This is a genomic window from Streptomyces sp. NPDC001858 (assembly GCF_053594615.1).
Map to the genome: position 1 here is coordinate 123954 of NZ_JBSFEV010000010.1, position 19225 is coordinate 143178.

Below are 19225 nucleotides of genomic sequence, written 5' to 3' on the forward strand. Positions count from 1 at the left end.
CGCCTCGGTCAGACTGACGCCATGAACACCAACACGAAGAGCGGCGACGGCGGTTCGAGGGCACGCGGGATGGTGCTCGCGGCCGGGCGGGGGCTCGCGCTGGCCGTCGTGTCGCTGCCGCTCAGCATCCTGGCCCTGTGCCTCTCCCTCGTGTCCCTGGCCCTGATACCCCTCGGGGTCGGGGCCCTCACCACGCCCTATGCGGTGAAGGGGGTGCGTGCCTACGCCGACCGGCGGCGGGCGCTCGCCGAGCGGTGGGGCGGGGTGCGCATCCCGTCGGCGTACCGGCCGGCCCCCGCCACCGCCAACCCGTTCCGGCGCACCTACGCGCTGCTGCGCGACCCGGCGACCTGGCGGGACCTGCTGTGGCTGCTGGTGGACCTGCCGGCCGGGTTCGCGACCGCCCTGCTGCCCGCCGTCCTGGTCTTCTCGCCGCTGGAGGGGCTGGCGCTGCCGGCCGGGCTGTGGCGGGTGTACACGCGGGCGGAGGACGGCGCGTACTGGTACCTCTTCGTGCCGGTCAGCGACCAGACGTCCGCCTTCGGCGCCGGGGCCCTGGGCGCGGTCCTGCTCTTCGTCGCCCACCGATACGCCGTGCGCGTCTTCCAGGTCCACTTCCTGCTCACCCGGGCGATGTTGACGCCCAGTCAGGCCGAACTGGCCGAGCGGGTCCGGGTGTTGACGCAGACCCGGCGGGACGCGGTGGACACCTCGGCCGCCGAACTGCGGCGCATCGAGCGGGATCTGCACGACGGCGCCCAGGCCCGGCTGGTGGCCATGGGCATGGACCTCGGCACCGTCGAGATGCTGCTCGACAAGGACCCGGCGAAAGCCCGGGCGTTGCTGGCGCAGACGCGCCGGTCGTCCGCCGAGGCGCTCTCCGAGCTGCGCGATCTGGTGCGCGGCATCCATCCGCCGGTGCTGGCCGAGCGCGGACTGGGCGACGCCGTAAGGGCGTTGGCGCTGCGCCTGCCGCTGGCCACCGAGGTGAGCGTCGAACTGGAGGGCGGCCGCGCGGACGCGCCCGTGGAGTCGGCGGCCTACTTCGCGGTGAGCGAGGTGCTGACCAACGCGATCAAGCACTCCGGCGCCGACCGGATCTGGGTCGATCTGCACCACGGCGACGGCCGGCTGCAGATCTCCGTCACCGACAACGGGCAGGGCGGCGCGAGCACCGGCGCCGGGTCGGGCCTGGCCGGGGTCGAGCGGCGGCTGGGTACATTCGACGGCGTCCTGGCCGTCAGCTCTCCAGTGGGCGGTCCCACCATGGTGACCATGGAGATCCCTTGCGTGTTGTCCTAGCCGAAGACCTCTTCCTGCTGCGCGACGGTCTCGTCCGGCTGCTGGAGGCCTATGACTTCGAGATCGCCGCGGCGGTCGAGACCGGGCCCGAGCTGTCCCGGGCGCTCGCCGAACTGGAGCCGGACGTCGCCGTGGTCGACGTCCGGCTCCCTCCTACGCACACGGACGAGGGGCTGCAGTGCGCGCTCGAAGCCCGCCGTGCGAAGCCGGGGCTGCCGGTGCTCGTCCTCTCCCAGCATGTCGAACAGTTGTACGCGCGCGAACTGCTCGCCGACGGCAGCGGCGGGATCGGCTATCTGCTGAAGGACCGGGTGTTCGACGCGGACCAGTTCGTGGACGCCGTACGGCGGGTCGCGGCGGGCGGCACGGCGATGGATCCACAGGTGATCCAGCAACTGCTGGCCCGGCGCTCCGGCGACGGACAGGGGCCGGTGGACCGGCTCACTCCGCGCGAACGGGAGGTTCTGGAGCTGATGGCGCAGGGCCGGTCGAACACGGCCATCGCCGCCAAACTGGTCGTCACCGAGCGGGCGGTCGCCAAACACACCGCGAACATTTTCGTGAAGCTGGGTTTGGAGGTCGCCGGCGACGACAACCGCAGGGTACTGGCGGTGCTGGCCTATCTGGACCGAGATCGGTGAACACCCCAACTACTGGGCCATGTGGGGGTGTTGTGGTTGTTTTGTCGTACGGAGCTCTCATCAATTTCTGAGGACGCTGAACACCTCCGGGGCGGCGTGCGTAAGTGAGGGGGCAGCTTCACTCCTGTCGGGCGCCTCGATGCTGCCCCGCAAGGAAGTCAGAGGAGTTCCATGGGACGCAACATACGTAAACGCCGTTCGTCGATGGCCACGAAGGCCGTGGCAGCATCGGCGGCCCTAGCGCTCGGTGGGGGCGGGCTGATCTGGGCGAACTTCTACGCTTCGGCGCACGAGTCGAACAGCTCGGGCCAGAACCAGACGAAGGCCGCCAACGCAGCCGCGCAGGTGGCCACCATCTCCTGCCCGGATGTGGGGCAGAAGCTGACGAACGTGCCCAAGGGGGCGAAGCAAGGCGTCGCGACCGAGCTGGCCAACCTCGACAAGCAGATCACCGAGGCGTACACCCGGCTCGCTTCGACCCGCCAGGCCCAGGCGGGTGACGCCAACTTCGTCACGAACTCGATCACCGGCCCCCTCAAGGAAAAGCGCGCCGCGACGATCGACCGGATCCGCATCAACATCACGCGCTCCGGTGGCCAGTTCGACAACGCGTTGAGCCAGCTCGCGGCCTGCACCACGCAGGGGAACAACACCAACGCCGGCCAGGGCAACGGCAACGGCAACAACGGTGGCCAGAACGGCGGCCAGCAGAACGGCGGCCAGAACGGCAACAACGGCGGCCAGCAGAACGGCGGCCAGGGCAACGCCAACGCCGGCCAGGGCAACGCCGGTGGCCAGAACGGCGGCCAGGGCGGCAACAACGGCGGGAACAACGGCGGCCAGAACGGTCAGGGCGGCAACGGACCCGTCGCCGCGGACTTCGTGGACATCACGAAGGTCCAGGGCAACGCCGCGCTGGGCGTCGGCCAGAACGGTCTCGCCGCGAACGGCAACAGCGGTTCGAGGGGCACCTTCACCTCCAGCTGCGGCACCAACGGGAACGACAACCACAACACGGACAACGTGATCGTCGCCCCCGGTGTCACCAACGGCGCCCACCACCTGCACGACTACGTGGGCAACCAGAACAACGACGCCTTCGCGAGCGACCAGGAACTGGCCGGTGCCGGCACCAGCTGCCAGAACCAGGGCGACAAGTCCTCGTACTTCTGGCCGGTGCTGCGTCTCCAGGACGGCACGCAGGACTTCGACCAGAACAACGACGGCGGTGGCAAGGAAGGCAACGTCGGCAAGATCCTGCAGCCCGCCCAGGCGCAGCTCAAGTTCGTCGGCAACAAGAAGGGCAACGTCGTCGCCATGCCGACGGCCCTGCGCATCATCACCGGTGACGCGAAGGCCTTCGTCAACGGCAACGCCAACGCCAACGTGAACTGGAGCTGCACCGGCTTCGAGAACAAGGTGCAGCTGAAGGACAAGTACCCGATCTGCCCGCAGGGCAGCCAGGTGGTCCGCCTGTCGAACTTCCAGAGCTGCTGGGACGGCCAGAACATCGACTCGGCCAACCACCGCACGCACGTGTCGTTCGTCCAGGCCGACGGCACCTGCGCCAACGGTTTCAAGGCGATCCCCCAGCTCCAGGTCCGGCTCGTCTACAACGTCCCGGCCCCGAAGCTGCAGAACGGGACGGTCGTGAACCCGTACGCGGTGGACACCTTCCCGGAGAACCTGCACAAGCCGATCACCGACCACAACGACTTCATCAACTTCTTCTCCACGAACGTGATGAACCAGATGGTCAACTGCATCAACACCGGCAAGAAGTGCAAGTGACCCAGGCAGTGATCCACTGAGTAGGGTCGACTGAAAGAGCCGGCGGTGAGGATTCCTCACCGCCGGCTCTTTCGTGTGCATGAAGTTGTGTGGAGTGGTGTGCAGCCGCTGCGTGGTGCGCAGCTCGGTCAGTGGCTGGAGCCGGAGTGGGTCGCGCCGTCGGAGGGCTCGCCCTCGACGTGCGCGGAGTGGTCGGTGCCCTCCTCGATGTCACCGCCGAGCGTCTTGCGCAACGCGTCGACGGTGCTGGTCTCCTCGCCCACGGCCACCCACTTGCGGCCGACCAGGTAGTGGCCGCCGTAGTCCTTGGCCCCGTTGATCCACTCGCGCTGACCGCGGTCGGTCGCGAAGGTCACCAGGATGAACTTGCCGGCGGCGACCTTGCAGATGGCCTGCCGGAGTTCGTCGGCGTCGGTCTGCATGTCGGGCGTGCACTTCACCTTGGCGGCCAGTTGTTCCAGGCTGCCGGTCGCGGCCACCGGCACGGTCGCGGCGGCCTTCGTGGCCTCGCCGGAACCACAGCCCGTCAGCACCAGCGCCGCCGCGGCGGCGGCCGCCGCGAGCATCGGTCGGGTCACCTTCATCTGTTCCTCCCTGCAAGAGCCTCGCCCTGGATACGGCTCCCACGCGCGGTGCGCTCAAAATACCGGCGCCCCGGCGGGCGCACCCGTGCGAGAGTGAGCCGGTGACCGAGGACTGGGAAGACCGCGTGACCGCCGCCTGGGCGACCTTCGACGAGTATCCGCAGGAGGCGGCGGCGGACTTCCGGGCCGTGATCGACGCGCTCGTCGCCGAACTCCCCGAGGGCAGTCCGCTCGGCCTGTTCGAGCAGGCCTGCGCCTGGGACTCGACCGGCCACTCGGACCGGGCCGCCCCGCTCTACCAGGACGCCCTCGCGCGCGGCCTCGGCCAGGTGAGCGGCTACAAGGCCCGACGCGCCAGGATCCAACTGGCCAGCTCGCTGCGCAACGTCGGGCGGGCCGAGGAGGGCGTCCAACTGCTGACCCCCGAACTGGACGGCCCGTCCGACGAGTTGGACGACGCCGTACGCGCGACCCTGGCCCTGTGTCTGTCGAGCCTGGGCCGCGACCGCGAGGGCCTGTCCCTCGTCCTCGGCGCGCTCGCCCCTCATCTGCCGCGCTACCAGCGATCGATGGCCAACTATGCGCGAGCGCTCGTCGCGGACGGACCGAAGGACTGACCACACGGCGGTCGTGACGGCGGCGACGGCAATGACGGTGGCAGCGGTGGTACCGGTGGTGACGGCGGTGACCATCCACCGTCTCACTCGTTTGCCTGGACGTGCAGTCACAGGATGTCGCCCCGCGCCCCGCAGCCGGATCCTCCGCCGACCGGATCGTCGACGTCGAGCAGGCCGAAGCCGCGCTCGTCGAGCACTACCCGCGTCTCGTCCGGCTCGCCTATCTGGTGCTGCCACCCGGCCTCGGCCGCGGTCGGCGGGTCCTGACCGCACACGCGCTCGCCCAACGCGCCCTGCCCCGCGGCCGCGCCTGCGCACCCGTCATCCCGGCCCAGTCCACCGGCCGGGACGGCGACCCCGGGTACGCCTACATCCGCCTCCAGGTGGTCCGCATGGCGCTGGAGGCGGGGCTGCCGCTGCGGCTGCGGGCCTGGCCCAAGCGGGCCCAGCTCCCGCCGCCGCTCCCCCAGGTGTGGGGCCTGCGGCTCTTCCCCCGCTCCGGCGGCGCCGAGGAACTCGCCCTCGACCAGCGGCTCGCCGCCCTCTCGGGCCCGGCCCGCGCCGCCTACGTCCTGCGCGGTCTGGAGAAGCTCCCCGACGGCGATGTGCGCGAGGTGCTGACCGCGTCCGGCGTCGAGGACGTCGCGGCGGCCCTGCGCGAGGCCGGTGAGCTCCCCACCGCGCAGTACGCGCTGCTCGACTCCCCCGAGTTCGACGCCTGCTCGCTGCAGGCCCGGCCCACCGATCTGATGCACCGCCGCCGGCACACCAGGGCCGCGCTGGCCGCCGCGGCCGCGCTCGCCGTGTGCGGCGTCCTCGTCGCGCTGCCCGGCGGCGGCTGGGGACCCGACGGCGCGGCCGCCCCGGCGTACGCGCAGAACCCGGCCGCCGAGGCCGCCCTCGACCCCGGGCGGCTGGTGAAGCTCCCCCCAGCCGCCTGGAAGACCTCCGCCCGCACCGACTTCTCGGTCTGGCCCGCGCGCGGCCCGCTCACCCGCGACACCGCGCTGCTGCGCCGCGCGCTCGCCGTCTGGGCCCGCCCCGGCGAGACGGTCCGGGTCTCCGCCACCCCGGACACCCCCACCGGCGGCCCGGCCGGACCGCCGCAGCTGCTCTACGCGGGCGAGGTCGACGCCGCCCGCGTGGTGATCCTCTACGACGGTCTGCGCATCGCCCGCTACGCCGAACCGAAGGACGGCACGGAGGGGGCGGCCCTCGACTTCGCGCGGGTCGACGGCGCGACCCGCGCCGAGGCGGGCGCACTGGTCCTCGGCCGCTCCGACGGCAACGTCCGCTATCTGACGGCCCCCTGGGTGACGAAGGCCGGCGAGCGGGATCTGTCGAAGCCGGGCGCGGGGATGTTGGAGCTGACTCTGAACGACGGGATCACCTCGCCGCTGTCCAGCCCGGCCACCCGGACCGGGACCTGCACGAGCTGGAACGTCCTCCAGCTCACCGACGCCTCGGGCAGCCAACTCCTCAGCGACCTCGGCGAACTCGTCCCGGCCCGGCTCACCGCGGGCCGCCCGACCTCGCCCGCCGAGGCCACGGGCGCGGAGGCGCTGCGGACCTGGGCGCCGTTCGCCTGCTCGCTGGCCGACGCGCGCGGACAGGGCGTACGGACGGTCAACGCCTGGGGCTACACCCGGCAGCAGCTGCCCGACGCGAGCGGCTCGGCGGCCTGGGTGTGCACCCGGGCCGAGACCTGGCGGGGCGACGGCAACCGGGTGCTGGCCCAGTTCCACACGCCGGGCGGGCCGTTCGGGGCGGCCGTGGCGAAGGCCGGGGACGTGCCGGCGTGCGGGGCGCGCGATCCGCATGTGCTGGCCGGGGTGCTGTGGAAGTCGAAGGGCGGCGACTGGTACCTCCTCGCCGCCGGCGACAAGGACACGGCGTCCATCCGCTCGACGGGCGGGGTGACCGGCTCCGGGCAGGGCAACCTGCTGACGGTGCCGGCGAAGCAGGGCGCCCAGGCCGGCCTGGAGGGCGAACTGACGGACGGCCGCCCGATCAACGGCCTGCGCTGATCGACTGCCCGTCCGATGCCCGTCCGATGCACGTCCGATCGGGGTGAACACCACGGCCGATCCGGTCCGTTGGAGTCCGGATCCGATCGGTAAGGTGTTCGTATGACTACCGGGGTTCGTCGCAGAATGGGAGTCGAGGAGCGTCGGCAGCAGTTGATCGGCGTCGCCCTCGAACTGTTCGCCCAACGCTCGCCGGACGAGGTCTCCATCGACGAGATAGCCGCGGCCGCGGGGATCTCACGCCCCCTCGTCTATCACTACTTCCCCGGCAAACTCAGCCTGTACGAGGCCGCGTTGAAGCGGGCGTCGGAGGATCTCGCAGGTCGGTTCGCCGAGCCGCGCGACGGCCCGCTGGGCGCCCGGCTGCTGCGCGTGATGCGCAGGTTCTTCGACTTCGTCGACGCGCACGGCCCGGGTTTCTCCGCGCTGATGCGCGGCGGCCCGGCGGTCGGTTCTTCGACCACCAACGCGCTCGTCGACTCCGTACGTCAGGTCGCCTACGAACAGATCCTGTCGCATCTGGACATCACCGATCCGCCGCCGCGGCTGGAACTGATCGTCCGGTCCTGGATCTCGCTCGCCGAGTCGACCGCGCTGATCTGGCTGGACGGGCGGCGCATCCCGCGCGAGGAGCTGGAGCTCCAGCTCGTGCACGACTTCGCCGCGCTGACGGCCGTCAGCGCGGCCTACGACGACGAGCTGCGCACCCTGCTGCGGCCCGTACTGGGCGGCGAACCGGCCGACGGCCCCTTCGGCAACCTGGTCACCCGCCTCATCGCACTCGCGTCCTAGGGCCTAAGCGGTTCGGCAGCGCCCCTGAAGGGGCGCGGGGCGCTGACATCTGCGGCTCCGCCGCGATGGGGGTCCCCCCGCTCGAGCGCAGCCGAGAGTGGGGGAGCGACCAGCCACGACGGCTCCGCAGCGGAACGACGGCACATCGCGGCACCCCCAGCGGAGCGCCTAGCCCTCGTACTTGCGGTAGGACGGGTCCAGGTCGCGGACCTCGGCGGAGGCGTGCACCGCCGAGACGCCGTCGGCGGGCCCGATGTGCTTGCGCAGCAGGTCCAGTACGGCTTCGGTGAGCCGGGCCTTCGTCTCGTCGGAGCGGCCGGCGAGCAGGGCGAGGGTGACGTGCACGATGGCGGGCCCGCCCTGCTCCGTCGCTCCCCGCACGTCTCCCACCACTTCGTCCTCGGTCCGCAGGACCCGCGTCTTGCAGCCTTCGAGTCGCGCGGCCGCCACCTCGACCACCACCGGGTGCAGCGCGAGCGCGAACGCGTTCCAGTCGACGTGGTCGAGCGCCGGGGAACGTTCGACGGTGATCTGCGGCATGGGTACTCCTGTTCTAGGTCTCAGCGCTCACCCTAGTCGCCGCATCCCCGTCGAGCCGCAGCGCCAGCATCGCGATGTCGTCGTCCCGGTCGTGGTCGAAGCAGGTGAGGAGCGTGTCGCACAGGGCGTCCAGGCCCGGCATCGCGCCGATGGCCGCCGCGCGCAGCTGCTCCATCGAGACGGCGAGGTCGACGCCCCGGGTCTCGATCAGCCCGTCGGTGACCATGAGGAGCCGGTCGGTGGGTTCGAGGAACAGCTCGGTCGGCGCGGGGTGCGGCACGCCCAGGCCGAGCAGCGGGCCGGCCGCCTTGACGTAGTCGGCGCTGCGCGTGTCCCGGACGATCAGCGGCGGGATGTGCCCCGCGTTGGCGATCCGGGTGCGTCCGGTGCCGGGGTCGATCAGGGCCAGGCAGACCGTCGCCGTGACCTCGGGATGGTAGAGCTGGAGCATCCGGTCGAGGCGTCCGGCGAGCACCGCCGGGTCGCTCTCGTCGACGCAGTAGGCGCGCAGCGCATGCCGGATCTCGACCATCACGGTGGCCGCCTCCAGCGAGTGCCCGACCACGTCGCCGACGACGGCCAGCACGCCTTCCCCGGTGCGCAGGGCCGCGTAGAAGTCGCCGCCGATCTCCGTCTCCCGGGACGCGGGCACATAGCGGACGACGACGTCGACGCCCGGCAGCTCGGGCAGCCGGTGCGGCTGCGGCAGGAAGCTGTGCTGCAGGGTGAGGGCGACGTGCCGCTCGATCTGGTACATCAGCAGCGGCTCGGCGGCCAGCACGGTGGCCTGGGCGAGCCGGGCCAGCAGCGACTCGTTCGCCGGGTCCACCCTGCGCACCCCGCGGGTGGGGGTGGCCAGACACACCGCCGCCCGGCCGTCCTGGGTGGGCATCAGCACCAGCCGGGCGTCGTGCTGCACACCGGGTCGGAAGAACCCGGCGGGCCACAGCGGCGCGGGCACGGTGGTGATCCGCACCCCCGCCTGACCGTGGGCGAGCCGCCGCAGCAGCGCGGTCACGGTCCGATGGGCGCCCGCGTCCGGCAGCGCCAGCGAGGTGCGGTTGCGTGAGGTGCCGCGGTAGAGCTCGTCGTCCGGTCCGAGGACGAAGACGGCGGCGGTGACGCCGGTGAGCCGCGCGGTGCCCTCGGCCGCCGCGTCGGCCAGCTCCTGCGGGGAACGCGCCGACTGGATGGTGACGATCGCCTCCGACAGCAGCGTCAGCCGCCGCGCCGCCGCCTGGTCGTCGGCCCGCAGCCGCGCGGCCCGGACGGCCGCCCGGACCACCGCGTCGATCTCCTCGGGCTCGGCCGGCAGCGCGAGATGGGACTCGCCGCCCGCTTCCAGCCCCTGGCCGAGGTCGCCCGGGGCGGCTTCGGCCGCCGAGAAGTGCACGACGGGCAGCCCGGACATGTGCGGCCGGGCCTTGAGCCGACGGCACAGCTCGAAGCCGGTCATGTCCGGCAGCTCCACGTCGACGAGGGCCACGTCCGGCAGGGTGCCCTTGCGCAGCCGTACGTCCAGCTCGACGAGTGCCTCGTTGCCGGTGCCGACCGCGACGACCTGGTGACCGGCGCGCCGCAGCACGCCGCCCAGGGCGAACCGGCCGGCCGCCGTGTGGTCCACGACCAACACGGTCAGGTCCGTCCGCCTGCCGTTGACGCTCATGTGTCAACCCTCGGACTCCCCGGTGGAGCAGACCGAGTTCGAGGCCTGCTCCACCAAGGTAGTGCCCCTGTCCAGAGCGTCTCCGTCAGCGCGTCGTGCGGGCGAACACCGCCACGGTCCGGGCCGGGACGGCGAACGTGCCGGACGCCGACGCGTAGGAGGCGGACTTCACGGTGGCGTCCTTCCCCGCCGCCTGCACGGGGTGCAGCCGGTATCCGGTCCCGGCGAGCGCGGAGAGCGTCTGCCGCTGGGCGGTCGGCGTCGCGTTGAAGACGACGACCAGGTCACCGAGTTCCATGGTGATCACCCCGGGCGTCTCCTCCTTGCCGGACAGCGGGAAGGACAGCGCCGACTGCACCTGCGCGGCCGTCCCGAGGGAGAACGCCTTCTCCGTCGTACGGATCTTCAGCAGGTCCTGGTAGGCGGCGCCAGCCGCGGTGATCTGCGGGCAGCCCACGCCCGCCGTCGCCGTGGTCAACAGGAGCTTGGCATAAGGCCACTTGGCCGCGTTGTCGGCGGCCGGCGGCAGCCCGCGCCCGAAGCCGTTGCCGGCCGAGCAGTTCCAGTGGATCCCGTTGAACCAGTCGCCGCTGTCGTAGGAGTTGCGGTCCAGGGACTTGGAACGCAAGCGGTCGGCGCCCGCCTGGGAGAGCGCCGGGCCCTGGGAGAGGGTCGCGGTCGCCAGGGCGAGGACCTGCATCCGGGCCCGGTCGTCCGCGCCGGTCGTGGCGGGCAGCTTGTACGTCAGCGCGTCGAACAGCGACTCGTTGTCGTGCGCGTCGGCGTAGGCGAGGGCGTCGCCGGGCGCGTCCGCGTAGCCGGCGGGGACGCCGTTGTAGTCGACCTCGGCGCCGGTGACCTCCTTGCCGCCCGTGTCGGTGAAGCGGTACGCGGCGAGGTTCCCGGACAGGCCGACCTTGATGAGGTCCTGGTAGTGCAGCAGCCGGGCCTTCTGCTCGGCCGAAGTGCCATTGTTCGTGGAGGAGTTGGGGTCGGTGTACAGACCGGAGGCGAAGCCCTGGACGCCGGGGTCCTCGTCGAACGGCCCGCCGCCGCGGACGGCGTCGCGCGCACGGTCGGAGAAGGTCGCGATGCCGGTGCCCGCCATGTTCTTCTGCGTGGCCTGGACGAAACGGGCGTCGTCGGCGACCTCGCCGAAGTTCCAGCCCTCGCCGTACAGGATGATCTTCTTGCCGTCGACGCCGTCCTCGGCGAGGGTCAGCGCGTCCAGGGCCTTGCGCACGGCGAGGATGTTGGCCTTCGGGTGGTGGCCCATGAGGTCGAAGCGGAAGCCGTCGACCTTGTACTCCTTGGCCCAGGTGACGATCGAGTCGACGACCAGCTTGCCCATCATGGCGTTCTCAGGCGCGGTGTTGGAGCAGCAGGTGCTGTTCGCCACCGAGCCGTCGGCCAGCAGCCGCTGGTAGTAGCCGGGCACGATCCGGTCCAGGACGCTCGTCGCCGCCTGGCCGCTGGACGTCGTGTGGTTGTAGACGACGTCCATGACGACCCGAAGGCCGTCCTCGTTCAGGGACTTGACCATCTGGCGGAACTCGACCGTACGGGCCGTGCCGTCGGGGTCCGTGGCGTACGAGCCCTCCGGGACCGTGTAGTGGTACGGGTCGTACCCCCAGTTGTAGGCGTCCTTCGCGGCGATCGCGGCCACGCATTCCTGCTGCTGGTCGGAGTCGGCCGCGTAGGAGGCGAGGTCGCAGTCGGTGGTCGCCTGGTCGGACTTCTTCTCGGGGATGGTGGCGATGTCGAAGGCGGGCAGCAGGTGCACGTACGACGTGCCCGACTTGGCAAGCTCCTTGAGGTGCCGGGAGCCGTCACTGTCCTTGTCGGTGAAGGCGAGGTACGTACCGGGGTCGGTGGCCGTCTTGTCGGCGACGGAGAAGTCCCGGATGTGCAGCTCCTGGATCTGCGCGTCCTTCAGCGGCACGGCCTTGGGCTTGGGGTAGGTCGACCAGCCGCTCGGGGCGAGGGACTTGTCGTCCAGGTCGACGACGAGGCTGCGCTCGGAGTCGGTGGTCAGGGCGACCGAGTAGGGGTCGGTGACCTTGTTGGTGACGATCTTCCGGACGCTGGGCGCCCAGACCTTCACCACGTACCGGTACTCCTTGCCCTTCCAGGACCTGGGGCCGGTGACGGACCAGACGCCGGTGGTGGCGTTCCGCTTCATCTTCACCGTGGAGCCGTCGAGCTCCAACGACACGCTCTGCGCGGTCGGCGCCCAGACGCCCAGCGTCGGACGGCCGCTCCTGTCGAACGTCGGCCCGAGGTCGGCCTTCGTGGCGGCCGGGTGGAGATCGTCGAGCACGCCGGCGATCTGTACGCCGGTCGCCGCGAGCACGGCGCCGTTCGCGGCCCGCTGGGAGGCGACGACCTGCCCGGTGAGGGCCTCGCGGACCCGATCGCGGTCGCGCGGGTCGACGGACCAGGCGGTGTAGTCCTTCAGGTGCGGGAACTTCGCCTTCTGAGCGTCGGTGAGGGTGGTCTTGGACAGGCGGAGCCAGCGTCCGTCGTCGCTGGTCAGCGCGCCGTCCTGCGCGACGATCGAGCCGTCGCGGCTGTACAGCAGCTGGGTGGAGGCGGCCGTCGCGGAGCCGTTCCAGGCGACCGTGTTCCGGTCGATCCAGACCGCCTTGGAGGTGGTCAGGTCGAGGGCGGCCGCCGACCCCGCGGGCTGCGGGAGCAGGTACTTCTCCTGGCCGTTCAGCAGCCACACCTCGTGGCCGTTCGCCGTGAGGTCGAGCGACTGATCGCTGGGCAGGTCCTTCTCGTCGCCCTTGTGGAGGATGTAGCTGAGACTGGTGGCTCCGGCGCTGAGCGGTACCTCGAAGACCGCGCCATAGGCATCGGTCCGCACCGGTTCCAGGGGCTTCGACCAGTCGGTGGGGTTCGCCGCGCCGGTCCAGACGTGCAGCCCCCAGCCGTCGTAGTTCCCGTCGGCCCGGTGGTAGTGCAGGACGGCCTTGGTCTTGTCCTGCGCCGGGTACTCCGGCCGCTCGGTGCGGACGTCCGCCTTGCCCTGCTCGATCCAGATCTCGCCGGTCTTGGTGACGTCGATCGTGCGGTCGGCGGAGACGTCCTTGTTGCCGTCCTTGTCGATGACGAGGAAGCCGACACCGGAGGCGCCCGGCTTCAACTTGACGTAGGCGAAGGCTCCGTAGGCGTCGCGGCCGATGAAGGGGTGGCTTTCCGGCCAGGTCGTGGACTCGCCGTCGGCGAGATCGCCCCAGGCGTACAGGCCCCAGTTCGCGTAGTCGCCGTCGGTGCGCTGGTAGTGGACGATCGCGTAGTCGCGGGAGGAGACGGTGGGGATCTCCTCGGCGGGCGGGGTGCCCGTGGTGGAGGCCGCTGTCGTGCTCGCGGTGCGGCCGGCCGAGTCGATCACAACCGCCTTGTAGCGCAGGGCGGTTCCGGCCGCCACGTCGTCCCCGATGGTCTGGGTGACCCTGTAGGGGGCGTGGTCGGCGGAGCCGAGCGTCTGCCACTTGCCGTTGCCGACCTGCGCGGCGAAGACGACCCGGTTCAGCTGTCCGCCCTCGACGTCGGCGCTGATCTCGACCGTGCCGGTGGCGCCGGTGGCGGGGGCCTTGAGGGTGAGCGTCGGCGCGGTGGCGGGCTCGGCGAGCTTGCCGGCCGCCTTGAGGACGACCGCGGAGCCAGCCGGGACGGTGACGGTGATCTTCTTGTCGCCGCCGGACGTCACCGTGCCCGAAGTCCCGTAAATGCCGGAGAACTTCATGTCGGCCGAGCCGGTCGCGAAGGTCGCCGACTTCGCCTCACCGGCGTTGTTGAAGGCGACGACGTACTCGGTCGTGTCCTTGCCGGTCCCGTTGCGGGAGAAGGCGTAGACGCCGGCGCCGTCGGCCGCGTAGCGCTCGGTCTGGACGCCGTCGGTGAGGGCGGGGTTGGCCTTGCGGAGCTCGGCCAGCGCGGCGATCTGCCGGTACAGCGGCGCGCTCGTGTCGTAGGCGTCGCTCGCATGCGTGCGGTCGGTGCCGATCTCGTCGTCGTCGAGGTAGTCGGCCGTGCGGGAGGCGAACATCGTCTGGCGGGCGTCCTTGTCGCCGCCGGAGCCGGTGAAGCCCTGCTCGTCGCCGTAGTAGACGACCGGGTTGCCTCGGCTGAGGAACATCAGCTCGCCTGCAAGCTTGTCCTTGGCGAGGAGTTCGGCGTCGGTCGCGTTCGGGTTGTCCTGGTTCAGGAAGTGGCCGATGCGGCCCATGTCGTGGTTGCCGAGGAACGTGACCTGCTCGTACGCGTTGGCCTTGTAGGTCGTGTACTTGTAGTCGTCGCCGAAGACCTTCGAGAGCGTCTGCGCGCTGCCGCCCTGGGAGGCGTACTGCCGGGCCGCCTCCTGGAAGGGGAAGTCGAGGGTGGCGTCGAGGCGGCCCTGGGTGACGTACGGGGAGGTGATCGACGTGTCGGCGGAGTAGACCTCGCCGAACATGAAGAAGTCGTCCCGGCCGTGCTCGGCCGCGTAGGCGTCGAGGGCCGTGGCCCACTGCGTCCAGAACTCCATGTTCACGTGCTTCACGGTGTCGATCCGGAAGCCGTCGATGTCGAAGTCCCTGACCCACCGCTGATAGATCTTCTCCATGCCGCTGACGACCTCGGGACGCTCGGTCCACAGGTCGTCGAGCCCGGAGAAGTCACCGTAGGTGGAGTTCTCGCCGGCGAAGGTCGAGTCGCCGCGGTTGTGGTACATCGTCGGGTCGTTGAGCCAGGACGGGACCTTGGCGTTCTTCTTCTCGGACGGCACGGTCGGCGTGCGCGGGAAGGAGGCGGCGGAGACCGCCGGGAACTTCTTCGTGCCGTTCGCGTGGTCGGCGTCGTCGAAGGGCTCGCCGTCCTCGGTCAGATAGGGGAAGGCGCCCTTGGAGAGATAGTCGTAGGACTTCTCCTCGTAGTCGACGACGTCCGCGGTGTGGTTGGTGATGACGTCGAAGAAGACCTTCATGCCCTTGGCGTGCGCCTTGGAGATCAGGGTCTCCAGGTCCTTGTTGCTGCCGAAGTGCGGGTCGACCTGGGTGAAGTCGGTGATCCAGTAGCCGTGGTAGCCGGCGGACGCGTTGCTCCCCGTCCCCTGCACGGGCTGGTTCTTGAAGATCGGGGCCATCCAGATGGAGGTGGTGCCGAGGCCCTTGATGTAGTCGAGGCGCTGGGTCAGGCCCTTGAGGTCGCCGCCCTGGTAGAAGCCCTTGTCGGTGGGGTCGTAGCCGGTGCTCAACCGGGAGCCCGTGAGCCCGCCACGGTCGTTGGCGGTGCTGCCGTTGGCGAAGCGGTCCGGCAGGACGAAGTAGAACTGCTCGCGGGTGTCGTCGTGCCGGGCGGGCGCGGCGGCGAGCTTGGCGTCGGACGGCGGCGGGGGCGGGCTGTCGGCGTGGGCCGCGAGGGGCTGCACGAGGGCTGCCGCCAAGGCGGTCACGGTGACGGCCGCGATCCGTCTGCCCTGCGCGGTGCGTTTGCGCTGCGCCGTGCGTCTGCTCTGCGCGGTGCGGTTCGCCGGGGGCGCCGGCCATCTGGTGGTCACAGGCGGGAACTCCTTGCGCTTACGGCTTACTTGGGTCCGACCCCGCGCGACCGTATCGCTAACGAAAGCTTTACAGCAAGAGTCTTGCAATTCATGGAAAGAACTTTCACCCAGACCTTGACGGCCCTTCTCAACTGCCCCACGCTCACGGGTTGTTGAACCCCGCAACCCCCTCCGGAGCCGCACATGACTGCCAGACACCGCCCCCGCCCCCCGGGCGTCCTGCGCCGCACCGCCACCACCGTGGCGGCCGCCGCGCTCGCCCTCGCCGGGGCGATCGCCCTCCCCGCCGCCCCCGCCCGGGCGGACGCCACGGCATCCGGCGATGTGATCGCCAACCTGTGGGAGTACAACTGGAATTCGGTCGCGTCCGAGTGCACCGACGTCCTCGGCCCGAACGGCTACGGCGCGGTGTGGGTCGCCCCGCCGTCGGAGTCCCTGAAGCAGTCCAACTACTACTGGTGGGACGTCTACCAGCCGTACTCCTACCGCCTGAACGGCCGCTTCGGGACGGCGGCCCAGTTCGCGTCGATGGTCACGGCCTGCCACGCGGCCGGCGTCAAGGTCTACACGGACGCGGTGATCAACCACACCGCGGCGCAGACCGGCGTCGGCTACAACGGGACCACGCTCACCAACAAGTACGACACGGCCGACTGGGACCCGGACGACTTCCACACGTCGGCGGAGTGCAGCGACTCCGACCTGATCATCGACGACTGGTCCAACCTCAACGAGATCCAGAACTGCGAACTGCTGGGCCTGCCCGACCTGGAGACCGAGGACGACGACGTCCGCTCGGGCATCGCCGCCTTCCTCAACCAGCAGATCGCCCTGGGCGTGGACGGCTTCCGCATCGACGCCGCCAAGCACATCCCGGTCGCGGACCTGAACGCGATCTGGGCGAAGCTCTCCGACACGTCCTCGGGCGCGGATCCGTACATCTTCCAGGAGGTGTACCCGGGCTCGACCCCGGCCGCCTCCGACTACTACGCCTCGGGCGACGTGCTGGACTTCACCTACGCGAGCAGGCTGAAGTCCGCGTTCCAGGGCAACGTGAGCGACCTCGCCTCCCTGTCCTCCTCCGGGATCCTCACCCCCGCGAACGCGGTGTCCTTCGTGACCAACCACGACACCGAGCGCAACGGCCTGCACATGAGCTACAAGGACGGCGACACCTACCGGCTCGCCAACGTCTTCGAGCTGGCCTACAAGTGGTCGACGCCGACGATCTACTCGGGCTTCGAGTGGTCGTCCTCCGACCAGGCGCCGCCGAACTCGGGCGGCTTCGTGACGGACACGAACTGCTCCGGCGGCTGGTACTGCCTGCAGCGCGACACCGCGATCACCGGCATGGTGAAGTGGCACAACGCGGTGGGCTCGGCAGCCGTGGCCAACTGGTCCACGAAGTCGTCGAGCGTGATCGGCTTCGGCCGCGGCACGGGCGGCTACATCGCGCTCAACAACGGCTCCTCCGCGGCCACTCACACGTTCGCGACGGGCATGGCCGACGGCACGTACGCGAACGTCGTCGACAACGGCTCGACGACGGTGACGGTGTCCGGCGGCACCGCCACGCTCACCGTCCCGGCGAAGAGCGCGATCGCCTTCTACGACGGCGAGTTCATCCCGTGCACGACCTGCGAGGGCGGCGGGGACGACGACCCCGGCTCGACGGTGACGGCGACCTTCAACGCGTACGCGGCCACCAGCACCGGCACGAACGTCTACGTCGTCGGCTCCATCGCGGCGCTGGGCAGCTGGGACACGTCCAAGGCGGTCGCGCTGTCGTCGTCCGGGTACCCGATCTGGTCGGGCCAGGTGAGCCTGCCGATCAACACGTCGTTCGAGTTCAAGTACATCAAGAAGGACGCCTCCGGGAACGTGACCTGGGAGTCCAACGCCAACAGAACGGCGGCGACCACGACGTCGGCGCTCGCCCTGAACAACTCCTGGAACGTCGCGAACGCGAGCGCCACCGACGTCACCTTCAACGTCAACGCGACGACGACCGTGGGCACGAACGTCTACGTCGTCGGCTCGATCGCCTCCCTCGGCTCCTGGAGTCCGACCGACGCGATCCCGCTGTCGTCGGCCTCCTATCCGACCTGGAGCAGGTCGGTGATCGTCCCGAAGAGCACGGCGTTCGAGTACAAGTACATCAAGAAGGACGGCTCCGGGAACGTGACCTGGGAGTCCGGCGCGAACCGCTCGTACACGACGGGCAGTTCGTCCGGATACTCCGCGAGCGACACCTGGAAGTAGGCGCGACTCAGCAGCTGCTCTTGCCGGCGTAGATCGCCAGCGCCGTGTCGGCGGCGAGCGTGGCGGTGAACTGCCCACCGGAGTTCACCGCCACGCTCGTGTTGCTCTGGACGTTGCAGTACGTGCCCGCGGGCAGGGAGGTCTGGTACGTCCGGCTCAGGCTGCTCGACTCGTGGTTGATCGCCACATAGCCCTTCGCGCCCCTCCCGAAGGCGATCGCGTCGGCGCCGTTGTCCCACCAGTCGGTCATCGACGCGCCGCGGGTGGCGTTACGGAAGGCGACCATGCGCAGGATCTCCGGCCAGGCGTGCTGGCACTTCCAGCCGTCCTGCCAACAGGCGGTCACAGCACCGCTCTTGGGCGGTCCGGCGTCCGCGTCCGACCATTCGTAGCCGGAGTTGACGTCCGGGGCGCCGTACGGGTGGGCGAGCATGAAGACGTTGGCGAGCGTGTAGTTCGCGCCGTCCTTGTAGTTGAGTGTCGAGCCGTTGCGCTCGGTGTCATGGTTGTCGACGAACACGCCCGCGACCGAGCTGCTCAGGTACCCCCAGCCCTCGCCGTAGTTCTTCAGGTAGGCGAGGTTCTCGTTGTTGAGGACGCGCTTGAGGTCGTAGGCGTAGCGGAACTCCTGGACGTCCCCGTTGCCCGTGTACTCGGTGGGCTGGACGGCCTCGCCGCTGCCGTGGATGACCTCCTGCTTCCAGTACGCGGAGGGGTTGCTGAGGCGCGACTTGATGTTGGCGAGGTCGGCCGTGTCGATGTGCTTGGCCGCGTCGATGCGGAAGCCGTCGACGCCGAGGGTGAGGAGGTCGTTCAGGTACCCGGCGATGGTCTTGCGGACGTACTCCTCGCCGGTGTCCAGGTCGGCGAGGCCGACGAGTTCGCAGTGCTGGACGTTCCAGCGGTCGCTGTAGTTCGTGACCTGGCTCGTGCAGTCGTCGAAGTCGGAGGAGGAGTAGAGGCCGGGGTACTCGTACTTCGTGTACGAGGAGCCGCCGGTGCCGGTGCCGGAGCCCGCCGACATGTGGTTGACGACGGTGTCGACGACGACCTTCACGCCCGCCGTATGGCAGGTGTTCACCATGCTCTGGAAGGCCGTCCGGTCGCCGAGCCGACCCGCGATCTTGTAACTGACCGGCTGGTACGACGTCCACCACTGCGAGCCCTGTATGTGCTCGGCGGGCGGGGAGACCTGCACGTAGCCGTAGCCGGCCGGGCCCAGCGTGTCGGTGCACTCCTTGGCGACCGAGGCGAAGTTCCACTCGAAGAGGACGGCGGTGACGTCCTTGGCGCCGGGCGGGGTGGCGGACGCGGCGGTGGGGGCCATGACGGCGGCCGCGGCGGCCAGGGCGAGGGCGCCTGAAAGGGGGCTGCTGCTTGCCATGTGGGGTGTCCTTCTCCATTGAAGGCTCTTGCTGAAATATTTCAGCAAACTTGCGGTGACGCAGATGTTAAAGG

Annotated in this window: 12 protein-coding genes; 7 read left to right on the forward strand and 5 right to left on the reverse strand. The window is 70.3% G+C overall.

Annotation, left to right across the window (positions count from 1 at the left end):
* Positions 1-21 precede the first annotated feature (21 nt).
* The 3 genes from ACWCPF_RS17165 (at position 22) to ACWCPF_RS17175 (ending at position 3734) form a co-directional block, all read left to right on the forward strand.
* Positions 22-1302, forward strand: a complete 1281-nt coding sequence (locus ACWCPF_RS17165) for a sensor histidine kinase (RefSeq protein ID WP_451045835.1) — start codon at positions 22-24, stop codon at positions 1300-1302.
* Complete coding sequence (locus ACWCPF_RS17170; RefSeq protein WP_451045836.1) at positions 1287-1943, forward strand: LuxR C-terminal-related transcriptional regulator; 657 nt, start codon at positions 1287-1289, stop codon at positions 1941-1943. Before ACWCPF_RS17165 ends, ACWCPF_RS17170 begins: the two co-directional genes overlap by 16 nt.
* Before the next feature lie 171 nt (positions 1944-2114).
* A complete protein-coding gene (locus ACWCPF_RS17175; protein WP_451045837.1) occupies positions 2115-3734 on the forward strand; it encodes a DUF1996 domain-containing protein in 1620 nt (539 codons plus the stop codon).
* A gap of 128 nt (positions 3735-3862) precedes the next feature.
* On the opposite strand, the gene ACWCPF_RS17180 is transcribed toward ACWCPF_RS17175, so the two are convergent.
* Positions 3863-4318, reverse strand: a complete 456-nt coding sequence (locus ACWCPF_RS17180) for a hypothetical protein (RefSeq protein WP_451045838.1) — start codon at positions 4316-4318, stop codon at positions 3863-3865.
* Between the two features lie 101 nt (positions 4319-4419).
* Here ACWCPF_RS17180 and ACWCPF_RS17185 point away from each other — a divergent pair, with 101 nt between their 5' ends.
* From ACWCPF_RS17185 to ACWCPF_RS17195, 3 genes are all read left to right on the forward strand, one after another.
* The gene (locus ACWCPF_RS17185; protein WP_451045839.1) at positions 4420-4935 is read left to right on the forward strand and encodes a tetratricopeptide repeat protein; all 516 of its coding nucleotides are present in this window, start codon (positions 4420-4422) and stop codon (positions 4933-4935) included.
* 101 nt (positions 4936-5036) lie between these two features.
* Positions 5037-6962 carry a hypothetical protein gene (locus tag ACWCPF_RS17190; protein ID WP_451045840.1) on the forward strand — a complete coding sequence of 642 codons (1926 nt, stop codon included), beginning with the start codon at positions 5037-5039 and terminating at the stop codon, positions 6960-6962.
* Between the two features lie 102 nt (positions 6963-7064).
* Positions 7065-7754: a TetR/AcrR family transcriptional regulator gene (locus tag ACWCPF_RS17195; protein WP_451045841.1), complete on the forward strand. Its 690-nt coding sequence runs from the start codon at positions 7065-7067 to the stop codon at positions 7752-7754.
* A 168-nt stretch (positions 7755-7922) separates the two neighbouring features.
* On the opposite strand, the gene ACWCPF_RS17200 is transcribed toward ACWCPF_RS17195, so the two are convergent.
* From ACWCPF_RS17200 to pulA, 3 genes are all read right to left on the reverse strand, one after another.
* Positions 7923-8294, reverse strand: coding sequence for a 5-carboxymethyl-2-hydroxymuconate Delta-isomerase (locus ACWCPF_RS17200; RefSeq protein WP_451045842.1), 372 nt, complete (start codon positions 8292-8294; stop codon positions 7923-7925).
* 13 nt (positions 8295-8307) lie between these two features.
* The gene (locus ACWCPF_RS17205) at positions 8308-9960 is read right to left on the reverse strand and encodes a SpoIIE family protein phosphatase (protein ID WP_451045843.1); all 1653 of its coding nucleotides are present in this window, start codon (positions 9958-9960) and stop codon (positions 8308-8310) included.
* Between the two features lie 85 nt (positions 9961-10045).
* Positions 10046-15502, reverse strand: coding sequence for a pullulanase-type alpha-1,6-glucosidase (gene pulA / locus ACWCPF_RS17210; protein ID WP_451045844.1), 5457 nt, complete (start codon positions 15500-15502; stop codon positions 10046-10048).
* A gap of 186 nt (positions 15503-15688) precedes the next feature.
* On the opposite strand from pulA, the gene ACWCPF_RS17215 reads away from it, so the two are divergent.
* Positions 15689-17767 (forward strand): carbohydrate-binding module family 20 domain-containing protein, encoded by a 2079-nt coding sequence (locus ACWCPF_RS17215; RefSeq protein ID WP_451045845.1) that lies wholly within the window; start codon positions 15689-15691, stop codon positions 17765-17767.
* 7 nt (positions 17768-17774) lie between these two features.
* Here the strand turns inward: ACWCPF_RS17215 and ACWCPF_RS17220 are convergent, their stop codons facing one another.
* On the reverse strand, positions 17775-19151 hold the full coding sequence (locus ACWCPF_RS17220) for an alpha-amylase (RefSeq protein WP_451045846.1): 1377 nt from the start codon (positions 19149-19151) through the stop codon (positions 17775-17777).
* Positions 19152-19225: the final 74 nt, after the last annotated feature.

Excerpts from the sequence above, each read along its gene's own strand:
- ACWCPF_RS17215 (WP_451045845.1), top strand. The coding sequence starts at position 15,689 with ATGACTGCCAGACACCGCCCCCGCCCCCCGGGCGTCCTGCGCCGCACC.
- ACWCPF_RS17175 (WP_451045837.1), top strand. The coding sequence starts at position 2,115 with ATGGGACGCAACATACGTAAACGCCGTTCGTCGATGGCCACGAAGGCC.
- ACWCPF_RS17165 (WP_451045835.1), top strand. The coding sequence starts at position 22 with ATGAACACCAACACGAAGAGCGGCGACGGCGGTTCGAGGGCACGCGGG.
- ACWCPF_RS17180 (WP_451045838.1), bottom strand. The coding sequence starts at position 4,318 with ATGAAGGTGACCCGACCGATGCTCGCGGCGGCCGCCGCCGCGGCGGCG.
- ACWCPF_RS17220 (WP_451045846.1), bottom strand. The coding sequence starts at position 19,151 with ATGGCAAGCAGCAGCCCCCTTTCAGGCGCCCTCGCCCTGGCCGCCGCG.
- ACWCPF_RS17205 (WP_451045843.1), bottom strand. The coding sequence starts at position 9,960 with ATGAGCGTCAACGGCAGGCGGACGGACCTGACCGTGTTGGTCGTGGAC.
- ACWCPF_RS17200 (WP_451045842.1), bottom strand. The coding sequence starts at position 8,294 with ATGCCGCAGATCACCGTCGAACGTTCCCCGGCGCTCGACCACGTCGAC.
- ACWCPF_RS17195 (WP_451045841.1), top strand. The coding sequence starts at position 7,065 with ATGACTACCGGGGTTCGTCGCAGAATGGGAGTCGAGGAGCGTCGGCAG.